Annotated in this window: 19 protein-coding genes; 16 read left to right on the top strand and 3 right to left on the bottom strand. The window is 64.3% G+C overall.

The window, feature by feature from the left end; translation table 11 throughout:
• The first annotated feature begins 26 nt into the window (after positions 1 to 26).
• Positions 27 to 527, top strand: a complete 501-nt coding sequence (locus ACOZKU_RS04995; RefSeq protein WP_314087497.1) for a GNAT family N-acetyltransferase — start codon at positions 27 to 29, stop codon at positions 525 to 527.
• A gap of 158 nt (positions 528 to 685) precedes the next feature.
• Here the strand turns inward: ACOZKU_RS04995 and msrB are convergent, their stop codons facing one another.
• Positions 686 to 1,093, bottom strand: a complete 408-nt coding sequence (gene msrB / locus ACOZKU_RS04990; RefSeq protein WP_421577915.1) for a peptide-methionine (R)-S-oxide reductase MsrB — start codon at positions 1,091 to 1,093, stop codon at positions 686 to 688.
• 136 nt (positions 1,094 to 1,229) lie between these two features.
• Between msrB and ACOZKU_RS04985 the strand changes: the two genes are divergently transcribed.
• The 12 genes from ACOZKU_RS04985 (at position 1,230) to ACOZKU_RS04930 (ending at position 10,256) form a co-directional block, all read left to right on the top strand.
• Positions 1,230 to 1,463: an AbrB/MazE/SpoVT family DNA-binding domain-containing protein gene (locus ACOZKU_RS04985; protein WP_421577914.1), complete on the top strand. Its 234-nt coding sequence runs from the start codon at positions 1,230 to 1,232 to the stop codon at positions 1,461 to 1,463.
• A gap of 1 nt (position 1,464) precedes the next feature.
• Entirely contained in the window at positions 1,465 to 1,884 is a 420-nt protein-coding gene (locus ACOZKU_RS04980; RefSeq protein ID WP_421577913.1) for a type II toxin-antitoxin system VapC family toxin, read from the top strand.
• A gap of 120 nt (positions 1,885 to 2,004) precedes the next feature.
• Positions 2,005 to 4,335 carry a putative monovalent cation/H+ antiporter subunit A gene (locus tag ACOZKU_RS04975; RefSeq protein ID WP_421577912.1) on the top strand — a complete coding sequence of 777 codons (2,331 nt, stop codon included), beginning with the start codon at positions 2,005 to 2,007 and terminating at the stop codon, positions 4,333 to 4,335.
• On the top strand, positions 4,332 to 4,751 hold the full coding sequence (locus tag ACOZKU_RS04970; protein ID WP_421577911.1) for a Na(+)/H(+) antiporter subunit B: 420 nt from the start codon (positions 4,332 to 4,334) through the stop codon (positions 4,749 to 4,751). The genes ACOZKU_RS04975 and ACOZKU_RS04970 overlap by 4 nt, the downstream gene beginning before the upstream one ends.
• Positions 4,751 to 5,128 (top strand): Na+/H+ antiporter subunit C, encoded by a 378-nt coding sequence (locus tag ACOZKU_RS04965; protein WP_314087505.1) that lies wholly within the window; start codon positions 4,751 to 4,753, stop codon positions 5,126 to 5,128. The genes ACOZKU_RS04970 and ACOZKU_RS04965 overlap by 1 nt, the downstream gene beginning before the upstream one ends.
• Positions 5,129 to 5,145: 17 nt before the next feature.
• Entirely contained in the window at positions 5,146 to 6,687 is a 1,542-nt protein-coding gene (locus ACOZKU_RS04960; RefSeq protein ID WP_421577910.1) for a Na+/H+ antiporter subunit D, read from the top strand.
• A 1-nt stretch (position 6,688) separates the two neighbouring features.
• On the top strand, positions 6,689 to 7,162 hold the full coding sequence (locus tag ACOZKU_RS04955; protein ID WP_421577909.1) for a Na+/H+ antiporter subunit E: 474 nt from the start codon (positions 6,689 to 6,691) through the stop codon (positions 7,160 to 7,162).
• Complete coding sequence (locus ACOZKU_RS04950; RefSeq protein WP_421577946.1) at positions 7,159 to 7,524, top strand: cation:proton antiporter; 366 nt, start codon at positions 7,159 to 7,161, stop codon at positions 7,522 to 7,524. Before ACOZKU_RS04955 ends, ACOZKU_RS04950 begins: the two co-directional genes overlap by 4 nt.
• Complete coding sequence (gene mnhG, locus ACOZKU_RS04945) at positions 7,524 to 7,880, top strand: monovalent cation/H(+) antiporter subunit G (protein ID WP_421577908.1); 357 nt, start codon at positions 7,524 to 7,526, stop codon at positions 7,878 to 7,880. Before ACOZKU_RS04950 ends, mnhG begins: the two co-directional genes overlap by 1 nt.
• A gap of 424 nt (positions 7,881 to 8,304) precedes the next feature.
• Entirely contained in the window at positions 8,305 to 8,739 is a 435-nt protein-coding gene (locus ACOZKU_RS04940; protein ID WP_314087514.1) for a MucR family transcriptional regulator, read from the top strand.
• Between the two features lie 274 nt (positions 8,740 to 9,013).
• Positions 9,014 to 9,475 carry a helix-turn-helix domain-containing protein gene (locus ACOZKU_RS04935; RefSeq protein WP_421577907.1) on the top strand — a complete coding sequence of 154 codons (462 nt, stop codon included), beginning with the start codon at positions 9,014 to 9,016 and terminating at the stop codon, positions 9,473 to 9,475.
• Positions 9,468 to 10,256, top strand: a complete 789-nt coding sequence (locus ACOZKU_RS04930) for a DUF6456 domain-containing protein (RefSeq protein WP_421577906.1) — start codon at positions 9,468 to 9,470, stop codon at positions 10,254 to 10,256. The genes ACOZKU_RS04935 and ACOZKU_RS04930 overlap by 8 nt, the downstream gene beginning before the upstream one ends.
• Positions 10,257 to 10,327: 71 nt before the next feature.
• On the opposite strand, the gene ACOZKU_RS04925 is transcribed toward ACOZKU_RS04930, so the two are convergent.
• Both ACOZKU_RS04925 and ACOZKU_RS04920 read right to left on the bottom strand, forming a co-directional pair.
• Positions 10,328 to 10,747 (bottom strand): SufE family protein, encoded by a 420-nt coding sequence (locus tag ACOZKU_RS04925; protein ID WP_421577905.1) that lies wholly within the window; start codon positions 10,745 to 10,747, stop codon positions 10,328 to 10,330.
• A gap of 132 nt (positions 10,748 to 10,879) precedes the next feature.
• Positions 10,880 to 11,305, bottom strand: a complete 426-nt coding sequence (locus ACOZKU_RS04920) for a DUF5330 domain-containing protein (protein WP_421577904.1) — start codon at positions 11,303 to 11,305, stop codon at positions 10,880 to 10,882.
• 555 nt (positions 11,306 to 11,860) lie between these two features.
• Between ACOZKU_RS04920 and ACOZKU_RS04915 the strand changes: the two genes are divergently transcribed.
• The 3 genes from ACOZKU_RS04915 to ACOZKU_RS04905 all read left to right on the top strand — a co-directional run bounded on the left by ACOZKU_RS04915 (position 11,861) and on the right by ACOZKU_RS04905 (position 14,518).
• Positions 11,861 to 13,336, top strand: a complete 1,476-nt coding sequence (locus tag ACOZKU_RS04915) for a sensor histidine kinase (protein ID WP_421577944.1) — start codon at positions 11,861 to 11,863, stop codon at positions 13,334 to 13,336.
• Positions 13,308 to 14,039, top strand: coding sequence for a peptidoglycan-binding domain-containing protein (locus tag ACOZKU_RS04910; RefSeq protein ID WP_421577903.1), 732 nt, complete (start codon positions 13,308 to 13,310; stop codon positions 14,037 to 14,039). The genes ACOZKU_RS04915 and ACOZKU_RS04910 overlap by 29 nt, the downstream gene beginning before the upstream one ends.
• 104 nt (positions 14,040 to 14,143) lie before the next feature.
• Positions 14,144 to 14,518, top strand: a complete 375-nt coding sequence (locus tag ACOZKU_RS04905) for a DUF1491 family protein (protein ID WP_421577902.1) — start codon at positions 14,144 to 14,146, stop codon at positions 14,516 to 14,518.
• The last annotated feature ends 85 nt before the right edge of the window (positions 14,519 to 14,603 follow it).

The raw sequence follows: 14,603 nt of genomic DNA, 5'->3' as shown, positions 1-14,603 counted from the left end.
CGAAGGCAAACAAGGGGGGAACCACCATGGACATAACGATACGCGACGCCGTGGAAGCGGACCTCCCCGGCATTCTCGACATCTACAACGATGCCGTCGCCAACACCACCGCGATCTGGAACGAGGCGGTGGTCGATCTCGACAATCGCAAGGCCTGGTTTGCCGCCCGCCGAGAGCGCGGTTTTCCCATCCTCGTCGCGGTGCGCGGAAAGCAGGTGATCGGCTACGCCTCCTATGGCGACTGGCGCGCTTTCGACGGTTTTCGCCATACGGTGGAGCACTCCGTCTATGTGCGGAGCGATGTGCGCCGCACCGGCAGCGGGCGCAAGCTGATGAAGGCACTGATCGAGCGTGCGACCTTCAACGGCATCCATGTCATGGTCGGCTGTATCGAGGCGGAGAACGCCGCCTCGATCAAACTGCATGAGCAGATGGGGTTTCACATGGTCGGCCGCTTCAGCGAGGTCGGCATCAAGTTCGGCCGCTGGCTGGACCTGGCCTGCATGGAGCTGAAGCTCTCCAAATGACGGCCGAGGGCCGATCGACATTCGGCCCAGGTTGAGTCGAAAATGGTGGTTTTGCGTGACCCGGAGCGCAGCGTACTGAACGTACGTGAGCACCGGAAGCACGCAAAAGCGCCATTTGCAGGCCAGTTATGGGCTGAATGTCGATCGGCCCTGGACGATCAGTCGGGATCGAAGCTCAGCGCAACACCGTTCATGCAATAGCGCAGGCCCGTCGGCGGCGGGCCGTCGGGGAAGACGTGGCCGAGATGGGCGTCGCAATCCGCGCAGCGGATTTCGGTGCGCGTCATGCCGTAGGAACGGTCCGAATGGTCCGTCACGGCACCCGGCGCGATGGGCTGGTAGAAGCTCGGCCAGCCGGTGCCGGAATTGAACTTCGCCTCCGAACGGTAGAGCGGCGCGTTGCAGCAGATGCAGCGGTAGGTGCCCTTCTTGGCGAGATCGAAATCCGGGCTGGAAAAGGCGCGCTCGGTGCCATGTTCGCGCGTGATGCGGAACTGTTCCGGCGTCAGTATCGCCCGCCACTCTTCCTTGGTCTTGTTGACCTTCAACGTCGTCGTGTCGCTCATGACGTCCTCCTGTTGGCACATAGATAGGATGCGGGGCGGGGGAAGACAATCGGCTCCGTGGAGAAGAGGGCTGGCTGTCACGGCCATTTTTCGTTAAGGTAATACCTGTTTCCAAAATAGTATTACCGAGGATGACATGGGCACGACGGTGACGAGCAAGGGGCAGGTGACGATCCCCAAGGCCGTGCGCGATTTTCTCGGGATCGGCCCCGGCAGCAAGGTCGAGTTCCGGCGTGCGGGGGACGGCAAGGTGATTGTCGTGCCGCTGGGCAAAAACCGGCCGGTCAGTCGCTTCGAACAGTTGCGCGGTCATGCCGGTGCCGGCATGACGACCGACGAGATCATGGCGCTCACACGCAGCGACGACTGAGATGTTCCTGGTCGACACCAACGTGCTGCTCGACCTCGTCACCGGCGATCCGCAATGGGCCGATTGGTCCGCCGCGACGCTGGAGGCCGCTGCGCTGCTCGGCCCGCTTGCCATCAATGACGTCATTTATGCGGAACTGTCGGTGCGCTATGGCGATATCGCCGATCTCGACGGCATGATCGCTCTTGCGGAACTGGATCACGTGCCGATTCCGAAGGAAGCGCTCTTTCTTGCCGGCAAGGTTTTTCAGGCCTATCGCCGCGCCGGGGGCAGCCGCACCGGCGTTCTGCCCGATTTCTTCATCGGTGCCCATGCCGCTGTCGCGGACCTGACGCTGATCACCCGCGATGCCGCGCGCTATCGCACCTATTTCCCCCGGGTCAGGCTCCGCGTGCCGGGTGGCGATGGCGATGAAAACTGAGTGAAAACGCCGCGCCCTTGCTGTTCAAGGGTGGTGATTTCGGTTTGACCGACGTAGAAAAGGCGCTCTGATTTTTTGAAATACCAAGGACGGGCCAAGCCCGCCTATGAGGGGAGGGGCATGACAGCGGACACGATGGGCTTGACCTTCCTCGCCTTCTGCCTGCCGTTCATCGGTGCGCTGATCGCGCCCGCCCTGACGCGGCTTCTCGGCCATCATGCCGCCTGGCCGCTGGCGCTCGTGCCCTTCGCCGTCTTCCTGCATTTCCTCGGCTTCAACGGAAAAATCGCCGCCGGCGAGATTGTCACCGGCGGCTATGTCTGGGTGCCGTCCTACAATGTCAGCTTCTCCTGGCTGATCGACGGCCTGTCGCTCGCCTTCCTGCTGCTGATTTCCGGCATCGGCACGCTGATCGTGCTCTATGCCGGCGGCTATCTGAAGGGGCATGCGCATCAGGGACGGTTCTTCTCCTTCATCCTGATGTTCATGGGTTCGATGCTCGGCCTCGTCGCGTCAGACAGTTTTTTGATGCTCTTCGTCTTCTGGGAGCTGACCTCGATCACCTCCTTCCTGCTGATCGGCTTCGACAATGCGCGCGAGGCTTCGCGCCGCGCCGCCCTTCAGGCGCTGATCGTCACGGGCGGCGGCGGGTTGTTCCTGCTGGCGGGCCTGCTGCTGCTGTGGGATGTCACCGACGTCACGCAGTTTTCGCTGCTGATGTCCTTCGGGCCGGAACTGCGCACCAGCCCCTATTATCTCGCCATCCTCTTCCTGGTGCTCGGCGGCGCCTTCACCAAGTCGGCGCAGTTTCCCTTCCATTTCTGGCTGCCGAACGCCATGGAGGCGCCGACGCCGGTCTCGGCCTATCTGCATTCGGCGACCATGGTGAAGGCCGGCGTCTATCTGCTGATGCGGCTCAACCCGGTGATGGGCGCGACGCCCGCCTGGGAAACCATCCTGCCGGCCGTCGGCGGGCTCACTTTGCTCGTGGGGTCTGTGCTCGCCATCCGCCAGACCGATCTCAAGCTGATGCTGGCCTATACGACGGTAGCGTCGCTCGGCCTGCTCGTCATGCTGACGGGCTTCGGCTCGGAGCATGCGCTGGCCGCCGCCGCGCTCTATCTCGTCGCCCATTCGCTGTTCAAGGGCGCGCTCTTCATGGTCGCCGGCCTGATCGACCACGAGACCGGCACGCGCGACATCACGAAACTCGGTGGCCTCAGGCGCGCCATGCCCGTCACTTTCCTTGCCGCCCTTCTCGCCGCGCTTTCGATGGGCGGCCTGCCGCCGTTCTTCGGGTTCCTCGCCAAGGAAGAGGTCTATGCCGCCCTGGCGGGCGGGAATCTTCGGCAGATCGCCTTCACGGTCGCCGCCGTCATCGGCAACGGCTTGATGTTTGCGGTCGCCTTCGCCGTGGCGCTGAAACCCTTCCTCGGCGCACCCGTTGAGACGCCGAAACATGCCCATGAAGGTCCCGCTCTTCTCTGGATCGGCCCGACGCTGCTGGCGGTGAAGGGCCTTGTCATCGGCCTGTTCTCCGCCATCACCCACGCTCTACTGACCTCGCCGCTCGCCTCCGCCATATCGGGCGTGCCGCAGACCATCAGCATTTCGGCGATGCCGCATCTCAGCCTCGCCTTCGGCCTGTCGCTTGTGACGGTCGCCTTCGGCATCGGCGTCTTCCTGATGCTGGACCGGGCGCGGGACGCGGCGAACCGGCTGATCGAGGATATCGGCTGGGGGCCGGATCGCGGCTTCGACCAGGCGATGACCGGCCTCGTGCGCGCCGCCGCCGCCATCAGCCGGCTTCTCCAGCCGGGCCGCATGGAAATCTACATGACCGCCACCTTCGCGGTGGTCGCGCTGGCGCTGCTGGTTCCGCAGATGGTCTATGGTGAATGGCCGCGCCTGCCGGTCTGGCCGGCCGGCATGCAGTTCCATGAACTGGCGGTGATGCTGCTCGCCGTGCTCGGCATCGGCGCCGTGCTGACCGCCAGCAACCGCCTCACCGCCATCGTGGCGCTGGGCATCCAGGGTTTCTGCGTCGCCTTGCTCTTCCTGCTGTTCGGCGCGCCGGATCTCGCCTTCACCCAGTTCATGATCGAGACGCTTTCGGTCGTCATCCTCGCTCTGGTCATGACGCGCCTGGAGCTCACGCCGCGCGACCACCGGCCGCTGCGGGAAAAGCTTCCCGATGCGGTGATTGCCATCGCCTGCGGCCTCGGCTTCGCGCTCTATCTCCTGAAGGTCACGCAGGGCCGCTTCGATACGGCGCTGACGGATTTCTTCAATCTCTATTCGAAGACGATCGCGCACGGCGCCAATGTGGTGAATGTCATCATCGTCGATTTCCGCGGCACCGACACGCTGGGCGAAATCGCCGTGGTGATGGTCACGGGTCTCGCGATCCTCTCGATCATCCGCATCCGCAAGGGGAGGGCCGGCGCATGAACACCCTCATCTTCCGCACCGTCGCTCCTTTCCTCACCGCCCTGATGGCGCTCTTCTCCCTCTTCGTGCTGTTGCGCGGCCATAACGAGCCGGGCGGGGGCTTCATCGGCGGGCTCATTGCCGTGTCGGCGCTGGCGATCTTCGGCATTGCCAACGGCATCGCGGCCGTGCGCCGGGCGCTGTGGTTTCACCCGATGGCGATTTCGGCCTTCGGGCTGTTCATCGCCTGTATTGCCGGCCTGCTCTCGGCCGTCTTCGGCGTGCCGTTCATGACGGGGCTCTGGGTCACTCCGACTGTGCTCGGCGTCGAGATCCCGCTCTCCTCCGTGATGCTGTTCGATACCGGCGTCTATCTCGTCGTAGTCGGCGCGATCACCTCGATTGCGTTGGCGCTGGAAGCGGGGGACGACGTCTGATGGAGTTTCCCTTCGTCCTTTTGATCGGCCTGTTCTTCGCCGCCGCCGTCTATCTGATGCTGTCGAAATTCCTGGTCCGCGTGCTGCTCGGCGTCGTGCTGCTCGGCAATGGCGTGAACCTGCTGCTCTTCACCAACGGCCGCATCCTGCGCGAGGTGCCGCCGATCATTCCGCAGGGCCATGACGTGCCGGTGACGCTGACGGCCAATCCGCTGCCGCAGGCGCTGATCCTCACGGCCATCGTCATTTCCTTCTCCTTCTTCGCTTTCCTGCTGGTGCTGGTCTACCGCGCCTACCAGGATCTCGGCACCGACAACGGCAACGAAATGCGCCTGGCGGAGCCGGACGACGATCCCCTTCCGCCGACCGGCTACTGACAGGAACCGCCCCGCCAATGGCCGCAAATCCCGCCGATCTTTCCGCAGCCCTCGTCCTGACGCCGGTTCCCACCGCCGACTGGCTGGTCGTGCTGCCGCCCGCCTGGTGCATCCTCACCGGCGCTTTGCTCCTGATGCTGCGCAAATCGCTGCGTCTGCAGGCGCTGATCGCCATTCCCGCGCTCGCCGTGCTCGTGGTGATCGATGCGCTGCTGCTCGCCCATGTCGCCGCAAACGGCCCGGTGACGATGGTGATGGGCCGCTGGCTGCCGCCCTTCGGCATCGCCTTCACCGCCGATCTGACGGGTGCGCTCTTTGCGCTCACCGGCGCGGTCGTCGCCTTTGCCGGCGGCGTGCATGCGCTCGCCGATATCGATGCGAGCGGACGGCGCTACGGCTTCTATCCGTTCCTGCTGCTGTTGATGGCCGGCGTCTCCGGCGCCTTCCTGACGGGCGATATCTTCAACCTCTATGTCTGGTTTGAGGTGCTGCTGATCGCCTCCTTCGGCCTGATCACGCTGGGCTCCGAGCCGCGCCAGATCGACGGCGCGATCAAATACGCCTTCCTCAACCTCGTCGCGACGACGCTCTTCCTCGTCACCACCGGGTATCTCTACGGCCTCTTCGGCACGCTCAACATGGCCGATATCGCCAGGAAGGCCGCGGCCGGCCGCGCCGAACTGCCGCTGATGACGCTGGCCACGCTCTACTTTCTCGCCTTCGGCATGAAGGCGGCGGCATTCCCGGTGAATTTCTGGCTGCCGGCCTCCTATCACACGCCGCGCGTCGTCGTGTCGGCGCTGTTTGCCGGCCTGCTCACCAAGGTCGGCATCTATGCACTGCTGCGCACGCTGGTCATGCTGTTTCCCGTCGAGCGGGAGGAACTGAGCTTCGTCGTCGTGCTCGTCGGCGTCGCCACCATGCTCTTCGGGGCGCTCGGCGCGCTCGGCCAAAGCGATATCCGCCGGCTCATCGGTTATGTCGTGATTTCGGGCATCGGCGTCATGCTGGCGGGCCTGTCGCTCGGCAGTCCGGGCGGCATCGGCGGCGCGATCTTCTACGCGCTGCATTCCATGGTGGTGATGACCGCACTCTACATGGCAGCGGGGATGGCGGGACGGCTGGCCGGCGCCTTCGATCTCAATGCGCTTGGCGGGCTCTATGGCCGTTCGGCGCTGTTTTCCGCGCTGTCGCTGGTGTTGTTCTTCTCGGCCGCCGGCCTGCCGCCATTCTCCGGCTTCTGGCCGAAGGTCATGGTGGCCAAGGCGGCGATCGATATCGGCGCCTGGTGGCTGGCGGCGGCGGTGCTCGCCACCGGCTTCCTCATCACCATTGCGCTCGGCCGCGTCTTCGCGCTCGCCTATTGGCGCCCCGCGCCGGCGGCGCTGCCGATGCAGACCATGCCCGTCGGCGCGCTGCTGCCGCTCGTCCTCTTGACCGCGCTGACGGTGGCTTTCGGCCTGTTCCCGGAGCGGGTGATGGCGCTCGTCCAGCAGGCCGCGCAGGGCCTTGCCGATCCCAGCGCCTATATCGGTTCCGTCTTTCCGGGGGGGAAGTGACATGCGGCCCGCCGTCATCATCGCCGTCTTCACGCTGGTCTGGCTTGCCGTCTCCGGCAGCTTCACCCTTCCCAACCTGCTGCTCGGCATTGTGGCGAGCGCGCTGTCGCTCCTCCTCATCCGAGGCCACATCCAGCCGGATGGCCGGCGCTTCCGGCCGCTGAAAGCGCTGTCGCTGCTTCTTCTCTTCTTCAAGGAGTTGGCGCTTTCGGCCTGGAAGGTTGCGGTGCTCGTGGCCAGCCCGAAGATGAACCTGAAACCCGGCATTTTCGCCTTTCCGCTGACGGTCGACCGGGATTTCGAAATCACGCTGCTTGCCAATCTCATTACGCTGACGCCGGGCACGCTCTCCGTCGATGTCTCGGAGGATCGCAAGCTGCTTTATGTGCATGCCATCGACTGCTCCGATCCGGCCGGCACGCGGCGCGATATCGCCAATGGTTTCGAGAGGAAGATATTGGAGGCCTTTCGCTGATGGCTGCTGAAACGATCATTTCCGGCGCCTGCGCCATCGCGCTCTTCCTGATGGCCGCCGCCTTCTTCCTCGCCGCCTGGCGCGTCATCAAGGGGCCGACCCTGCCGGACCGCATCGTCGCGCTCGACATGTTGACCGCCATCGCGATCGGCTTCATCGCGGTCATCGCGATCCGAACGGGCTTCAACCTCTATATCGACATCGCCATCGCGCTCGGCCTCGTCGGTTTCCTCGCCACCGTCGCCTTCGCCCGCTTCGTGCTGCACCGTGGCATGCAGCCCGGCGAGGCGGGTGCGCCGGACGAGGCGCCGGCCGGCAACAGGACGCGCCGCAGCGGCGGCCATGCGCGGAGGCTGCACTGATGCTGAACCTTCTCCTCGCGCTCGTCGTGGCCGTCATGCTCGTCGCGGGCGGCGTCTTCACCTTTCTCGCGGCACTCGGCCTCGTGCGCCTGCCGGATGTCTATACCCGCATGCATGCGGCCTCGAAGGCCGGCACGGTCGGGTCCGGCCTCATGCTGCTGGCCGCAGGCATTCACTCGCTCGACGTGGCGATTTTCACCCGCGCGCTTGCGGGCTTCGTCTTCTTTGTACTGACGGCGCCGGTGGCCGCGCATCTCGTTGCAAAGGCGGCGCATGCGGCCGGTTATCGCCTGACGCGCCTGACCGTGATGGATGAAATGCGCGAGCCGCGCGAACGTGCGGCCAAGAAGCGTTGAAATTTCGTTGAGGCCTACCCTTAAAATTTACAGTATCCCGCGCTTTCCGGTGGATTTCTTTCCTTGCGCAAAGCTCTCATGTTTCATTTTCAAATTATTTCTGGACTTTGAATTGCGGAATGATATTCCAAGTGAAGTAAAGCATTCGGGTTGATTTAGCTTGTATGCGATTTTCCTGTTTAAGTTGAGTTGGTGGCGCGTTCGCGCTTATCCGGTATAGAGACCGGGTCCGACTTAACTGGTGCGGCGGTCGCGATACAGAAAAGTTATATTGACGCAAAAAGTCCGTATTTCGTGGCGAAGCGTGTCTGTCGATATTGATTTGCTCGCCCGATCTCCCGGAATGGTTGCTTTGCGCGAAATTCGATGCCCCCGGCTGATGGAGAGAGACGTCAGCCTTCCGTTCGTCCGACAGGAGAAACACATGACTGAAACAAATCTTGGCACCAGCTCCAATCTGCTTGTGGAGCTGACGGCCGACATCGTTGCCGCCTATGTTGGCAATCATGTCGTCCCGGTTGCCGAACTGCCGGGCCTGATCGCCGATGTGCATGCCGCGCTGAACAACACGACGCAGCCGTCGGCCGCCGTCGAAGCGCCCGTCGTCGCCGAGAAGCCGAAGCCGCCGGTTCCGGTCAAGAAGTCCGTGCAGAACGACTACATCATCTGCCTCGAGGACGGCCAGAAATTCAAGTCGCTGAAGCGCCACCTGATGACTCACTATGGCATGACGCCGGAAGAATACCGCGAGAAGTGGGACCTGCCGGCCGATTACCCGATGGTCGCTCCGGCCTATGCCGAAGCCCGCTCGCGCCTCGCCAAGGAAATGGGCCTCGGCCAGCGCCGCAAGGGCAAGTAAGCCTTCAAGGCAGAACGAGAATGACCGAAGGCCGGAGCGGTGACGCTCCGGCCTTTTGCATTTGTGCCATGCGTCTTGTTGCGCGCACGATTCGCGATTTTGGCCTGTTCGTCACACGGTCGAATTATTCCATTGAGGAATATAAGCCTAAAAAGAGGATATCGACCACAAAAATTTAAACAGATTCAAGGGCTGGTTGCGGATTGATGCTTCATTCATCCCCGCTTGTCCTCTAGGGTGTATGAATAAATTCCTATCAACGGAGTGGCCAGTCATGCACCAGTTCATCGTATCCCAAAGGCGGGCATCCCGAAACAGCCGTCCTGCGGTGTTGGAAACCAAGGGGGAGGAGAAAGCGACGGCGGGCCATGGCGTGCGGCGGGTGATTGCCGGCCTGGATACCCCGACCGTGCCGTCGGCCACCGCCTGCCGCATCGTGCGCCAGCTCGTGCTGGAAATGACGGCGCTTGCGAGCGAGCGGCCGCTCTGGCGCCGCGACAGCCGCCGCTCCACCTGCCATGTGCGCCAGATCTCCATGTATGTCTGCCATGTCGTGCTGCAGCTTTCCCTCTCGGATATCGGCGCGGCCTTCGGGCGCGACCGCACGACGGTCGGCCATGCCTGCAATGTCGTGGAGGACCGGCGCGACGATGCCGCCTTCGATGCCTTCGTCTCGGCGATCGAGCGCGTCGTACTCTCGGTCTTCGGCCCGGCGGGGATCGGCAGCCATGGTTGAGGCGAAGAAGGATGCCGCGCTGGCAAAGCTTTTGCGCTTTCTGCTGACGGCCGGGGGCGCGTCGCTCGACGGGGAAGGGCTTTTGGGCACGAACGGCCGGAAGGAAACGGTGTGCCCCACGGTGGTCGAGGAGGCGGTTCGGCTGGGCCTCGTCAACCTCGCGGATGGCCGATTGCGGGCAAGGCCGGAGGCGAAGGCCCATCTCCGGCGCCGCCTGTGCGACGCCGAAACGCCGTTCGCCGCGCAGCACCGCGATCTGGCATCGGTCGTGGTGGTGCAGGACGGTACCCGGCAGACGGCGATGGCCAACCGGCTGGAATCGCCGCTCTCTGCACTCGCCCGGCTGAAGGAGAAGACCGGAGAGGCGTGGCTGCCGGAGGACGCCCTTGCCGCCGGCGAGCGGCTGCATGGCGATTTCACGCGCGGCGGCCTGCAGCCGAGAATGACCATGTCCTGGGAGCCACGGATCGCCACGCGCCAGAAGGGCGAGGCGGGAGCGGCGCGAGACCTCACCGACACGGCGCTTGCCGCCCGCGCGCGGGTGGCGAAGGCCATTGAGGCGATCGGGCCGGAACTGTCCGGTGTTGCGCTCGATGTCTGCTGCTTCCTGAAGGGACTGGAGACGGTGGAGCGCGAGCGGCAATGGCCTGCCCGCTCGGCAAAGCTCATGCTGCGCGCCGCCCTGATGGCGCTCGCCCGCCACTATGCGCCATCAGCGTCGTCGCCGCGCCGCACGCATGCCTGGGGCGGCGAGGGGTATCGCCCGGACCTGCCGCGCTGACGGCTGTCATTCAGGCGAAAGCAACCAGCTCCAGATGCCGATGCCGTCTCGTTCCTGTTCGCCGTCTATGTCTAGGCGGCGACGCGGATGGCGGCTTCCTCGCGGATGCGCTTGATCATCGAGCGCAGGCCGTTGGCGCGCTGCGAGGAGAGGTGTTCGACGAGGCCGATCGTGTTGAACGTGTCGATGGCGTCGAGCGCCGCGATCTCGGAGGCGCGCTTGCCGGAATAGATGGCGAGCACGATGGCGACGAGGCCGCGCACGATATGGGCGTCCGAATCGCCCTCGAAGGTCATGACCGGATCGGCACCCTCGCCGGTATGGCTGACGAGCCAGACCTGGCTGGCGCAGCCCTGCACCTTGTTGGCCGCCGTGCGCTTGTCCTCGGCGAGATCCGGCAGCGCCTTGCCGAGTTCGATGACGAAGCGGTAGCGGTCCTCCCATTCTTCCAGAAAGGCGAAGTCGTCGATGATCTCTTGCAGCGTGGCCATGGCGGTCTCTCGAAGTTTGCCCTGATATAGGCGAGGCGCGCGCAAAAAGAAACGCCGCAGGGACAGGGTCCATACGGCGGTTGCAATGCAACGAGTCAGGCAGGCAGTAAACGGTGAAACCTGGATCCGGCGTCAGCCCTTGTGATCGGGGCGGCGGGTCGGGATGGCGATGGTGCCGGTGATCACCTCGGCGTCGGCATCGACATTGGCCGCCATCTTCGGCAGCGGCTGATCGAGCGCTTCGCTTTCCGCCGGCTCGGCCTTGGCGACGGCGGCGTCTTCGGCAAACTGGGTATCGAGGAACTTGTAGGCGATATGTGCGCCTTCGCGTGCCCGGTGGCCGAGCGCCACGAAGGTTTCAGTCCCCTTCTGGCAGACGTCAGGCTTTTCCAGGCACATGGCCGTTACATAATTGAGCGCTTCGGTGGCGGCGCTGAACGTATCGCCGAGCTCGACGCTCGGTCCCTTTTCCAGTTTCGCGGACGAGGCCGGATCCAGGAAGGGCAGCAGCACCAGCACGAGCGAGAACCAGAACGTTCCCTTGATCAGAAACCACATCGCTTGCCATCCTCATTATACGCCTTGGCTCTTGGCGGCCTTCGGCTCGATTGGTCCTTGGCGAACCGTTGATGCGAGAATAGGGGCCGGAAGGAAATTCCCCTTTGCGGGAATCAGTCAGGTTTTGCCCAGTTTTGATTAAAATTCGAACGATCGGCAGCTTTACCGGCATTTGAGGCAGATTTTAGTGATCGCCGTTAAGGATGAAGGCGGCCGCTTGGGTCCTGAGGCGCCGGAATGCCGGGAGACCGCTTTCGGCCACCTTGCCCCAGAAGTTAATACGAACAGAAAAATGCCGCAAAATGAGGCGCTTACGCCCCGTTAACCACGCCGGACGAATGGCCGTTGGATTGCCCCGAAATGGGACTTTTGGGGCTTTTTGCCCCCCTTTCCGACCCCTCCTGTTTATCCTTTCCTAAGTCGCCGGTGCGATTTTGGGCTCACAGAAAAGAACATGAACGACAGGGTTTTGCGTTGCGCCAATTGACCATCATCGCTGACAGAATGGCGGCCCGCCTGGGCGCCGTTGCTGGCGTTGCTGGCGTGGACGCCGACATGCGCCCCTCCGCCTCGCTGCGCGCGACGACGCTCGCGCTTCTCGCCGCCGTTCCCGGCCTGCCGCTTGCCCTTTCCGCCGTCATGCCCGCTTCCGCTGCCCTTCCGGCCGGCGTGGCGCTGGCCGGCGCCGGTGCGCTTCTGGCGGCTGCCGCATCCTCCGTGCGCGAGCCGAAGCTCTCGCAGGTGAAGAGCTTTGCCGACGAGCTGGCCGCAACCGCACCGCCGGCAGTCTCTCCTTATGATCTCTTCGCCGGCCTCGTGACGCTGCATGATGCGCGCGGTTTCGTCACCGCCGTGCACGGCCGTGACCGCGCCGACATGCTTGCCTGGATGCGCGACCCGATGGGCCGCGGCTATCTCGACCAGATCCACGTCTCCGACCGCATCGGCTTCGTCGCGGCGATCGATCGTCTGCGCCAGGGCGGCGCGCGCGAGACGGTCGATATCCGCATCGACCGGCCGCGCATCGAGGCCAATGCCGAGCAGTTCATGCATATGCGCGTGGAAATGACGGCCATGACGGCGCAGGACGGCGCGCTCGTCGCCGTCGTCGCCCAGTCGCGCGACATTTCCGAAGAGGCGCTGCTGCGCAGCGAGACGGCCCGCAAGGCAGCCCAAGCCGAATCGGCCAACGACGCCAAGACGCGGTTCCTGGCGGCCGTCAGCCATGAGCTGCGCACGCCGCTCAACGCCATTCTCGGCTTTTCCGACATCCTCTCGGGCGAATATTTCGGCAAGCTGGAAAACGACCGCCAGCGCGAATATGTGGCGCTGATCCACCAGTCGGGCTCGCACCTCTTGTCGGTGGTCAACACCATGCTGGATGTCTCGAAGATCGAGGCCGGCCGCTACGAGCTTCTGACCGAGCCCTTCGCGATTGCCGACAGCGTGCGCGCCTGCGAGCAGATGCTGGGCCTTCAGGCCCGCGACAAGGGCATCAAGCTGACGAGCCGCGTGCCGCGCGCCATCGGCGAGGTGGTGGCCGACCAGCGGGCGATCCAGCAGATCCTGATCAATCTCGTCGGCAACGCCATCAAGTTCACCGACCGCGGCGGCATCGTCACCATGGATGCGGCGCGCGAGGGACGCGACCTGCTGCTCACCGTCAGCGATACCGGCATCGGCATTCCCGCCGACAAGCTGGCGCTGATCGGCCAGCCCTTCATGCAGGTGCAGAACGAATATACCCGCAAGTATGAAGGCACCGGCCTTGGCCTGTCGCTGGTCAAGGGGCTGGTCGCGCTGCATGGCGGCTCGTTCGTGATCCAGAGCAAGCCGGGCGAGGGCACCGTCATCACCATCCGCGTGCCCGCCGATGGCGCAGGCATCGCGCACGAAAACGACTTGCATGCCGCGGGCGCATCCACCGTCGATTTCCCGCCGCGCCTTGCAGTGGACACGGAGACCGTTTACCAGCCGTCGCTTGATGGCAAGGACAGGAAAGATGAACGCGCACGTCAGAAAACAGCCTGAGCGGCGGCCGCAGGGCCAGGCCCGCAAGGGCCGTTCCAGCGCGCGCGCACCCGCACCGCCGCCGCGCCGGCCGAACATCGTCATCACCGGGCTCGTCGCGCTCGGCGGGCTTGCCGCGCGCAACCCGACGCTGATCGGCGGCACCTGCGCCTTTATTGTCGTCTTCTCCTTCGTCGCGGCCAACGCGCTGTGGTATCAGCCGGGCGGCCATCCGTCGCCGTTCCTGAAGACCCGCTCGGCCGACAATTCCCTTGGTTTCACCGCCACCCAGCCCGAGCCGCACGACGTGACGACCTTCGTCATCGAGCGCCAGGAAGAGGGCGAAGAATTGCCCGAGATCACTGACGTGACGCCGGGCGAGCGCCCGTTCGACGAGGTGGCGAAGGTCATCGAGCAGAAGCCGGCAACGACGGCGAAGCCCGAGGCCGAGGAAGAATCCGATCCGGTCGCCGCCGCGATCATGGAGGCCGAGGCCGATCCGGCGGTCACCTCCGCCGTCGCCAAGCCCGTGCCGAGCGACATGGTGATGAAGATCCAGAAGGGTCTGAGCAACATCGCCTATACCGATATCGCCGTCGATGGCCTGATCGGCGAGAAGACGCGCGTGGCGATCCGCCATTTCGAAAAGCACTATCGCCTGCCGGTGACGGGAGAGCCCAACCCGCAGGTTCTCGCCAAGCTCAAGGACATCGGCGCGCTGTAACGCCGGGCTCTTGCTGCATTCCCGATCCCGCTTTGGCCGCAATGCACGCTGCCACCCCAGACCTCGCGATTGCCCTTGCGGCCTGTGCCGTGTAGGACGCGGGCATGCGTCTTCGTACCGATATCTTCGTCTCCGCCCTGCTGCGCCGCGTGTTCGCCCGCGGCGATTTCGCGGCTGTCGAGGCGAAGGGCGCGGAGGCGGCGGGCGCGGTCTTCGTGCGGCAGATCTTTCGCGATGGCGCGGAGAGCCTCTATGCCCCCGCGCCGCAGAGCGTCTTCGGCGAGGACGACAGCAACCGGGCGCGGCTGTTCGAGACCCGGCTCGAGCGCGTCGAGACGGCTGCGGTGGCCGAGGCGATCGCGCGGGAACGGCGCTTCGACAGCGACCTATGGGTCGTGTCGATCGAGACGGACGATCTCGGCGATCTCGTGGAGTTTGCCGGGGCGGAACCTGACGATGACGGTTTTTTCCGTCGTTAACCTTGCAGCAAGGTTCTGCCGGCGTCGTCGCAATGGAAACGAATTCTTTGTCGATAAGGCGCTAGGAAATGGCTACGTCAATGAT

The organism is Shinella sp. M31, from assembly GCF_049199205.1.
Lineage (GTDB): Bacteria > Pseudomonadota > Alphaproteobacteria > Rhizobiales > Rhizobiaceae > Shinella.
The sequence above is the reverse complement of the archived record's forward strand: the minus strand, read 5'-3'. Positions and strand labels throughout refer to the sequence as shown.

Excerpts from the sequence above, each read along its gene's own strand:
- ACOZKU_RS04995 (WP_314087497.1), top strand. The coding sequence starts at position 27 with ATGGACATAACGATACGCGACGCCGTGGAAGCGGACCTCCCCGGCATT.
- msrB (WP_421577915.1), bottom strand. The coding sequence starts at position 1,093 with ATGAGCGACACGACGACGTTGAAGGTCAACAAGACCAAGGAAGAGTGG.
- ACOZKU_RS04985 (WP_421577914.1), top strand. The coding sequence starts at position 1,230 with ATGGGCACGACGGTGACGAGCAAGGGGCAGGTGACGATCCCCAAGGCC.
- ACOZKU_RS04980 (WP_421577913.1), top strand. The coding sequence starts at position 1,465 with ATGTTCCTGGTCGACACCAACGTGCTGCTCGACCTCGTCACCGGCGAT.
- ACOZKU_RS04975 (WP_421577912.1), top strand. The coding sequence starts at position 2,005 with ATGACAGCGGACACGATGGGCTTGACCTTCCTCGCCTTCTGCCTGCCG.
- ACOZKU_RS04970 (WP_421577911.1), top strand. The coding sequence starts at position 4,332 with ATGAACACCCTCATCTTCCGCACCGTCGCTCCTTTCCTCACCGCCCTG.
- ACOZKU_RS04965 (WP_314087505.1), top strand. The coding sequence starts at position 4,751 with ATGGAGTTTCCCTTCGTCCTTTTGATCGGCCTGTTCTTCGCCGCCGCC.
- ACOZKU_RS04960 (WP_421577910.1), top strand. The coding sequence starts at position 5,146 with ATGGCCGCAAATCCCGCCGATCTTTCCGCAGCCCTCGTCCTGACGCCG.
- ACOZKU_RS04955 (WP_421577909.1), top strand. The coding sequence starts at position 6,689 with ATGCGGCCCGCCGTCATCATCGCCGTCTTCACGCTGGTCTGGCTTGCC.
- mnhG (WP_421577908.1), top strand. The coding sequence starts at position 7,524 with ATGCTGAACCTTCTCCTCGCGCTCGTCGTGGCCGTCATGCTCGTCGCG.
- ACOZKU_RS04940 (WP_314087514.1), top strand. The coding sequence starts at position 8,305 with ATGACTGAAACAAATCTTGGCACCAGCTCCAATCTGCTTGTGGAGCTG.
- ACOZKU_RS04935 (WP_421577907.1), top strand. The coding sequence starts at position 9,014 with ATGCACCAGTTCATCGTATCCCAAAGGCGGGCATCCCGAAACAGCCGT.
- ACOZKU_RS04930 (WP_421577906.1), top strand. The coding sequence starts at position 9,468 with ATGGTTGAGGCGAAGAAGGATGCCGCGCTGGCAAAGCTTTTGCGCTTT.
- ACOZKU_RS04925 (WP_421577905.1), bottom strand. The coding sequence starts at position 10,747 with ATGGCCACGCTGCAAGAGATCATCGACGACTTCGCCTTTCTGGAAGAA.
- ACOZKU_RS04920 (WP_421577904.1), bottom strand. The coding sequence starts at position 11,305 with ATGTGGTTTCTGATCAAGGGAACGTTCTGGTTCTCGCTCGTGCTGGTG.
- ACOZKU_RS04915 (WP_421577944.1), top strand. The coding sequence starts at position 11,861 with ATGCGCCCCTCCGCCTCGCTGCGCGCGACGACGCTCGCGCTTCTCGCC.
- ACOZKU_RS04910 (WP_421577903.1), top strand. The coding sequence starts at position 13,308 with ATGAACGCGCACGTCAGAAAACAGCCTGAGCGGCGGCCGCAGGGCCAG.
- ACOZKU_RS04905 (WP_421577902.1), top strand. The coding sequence starts at position 14,144 with ATGCGTCTTCGTACCGATATCTTCGTCTCCGCCCTGCTGCGCCGCGTG.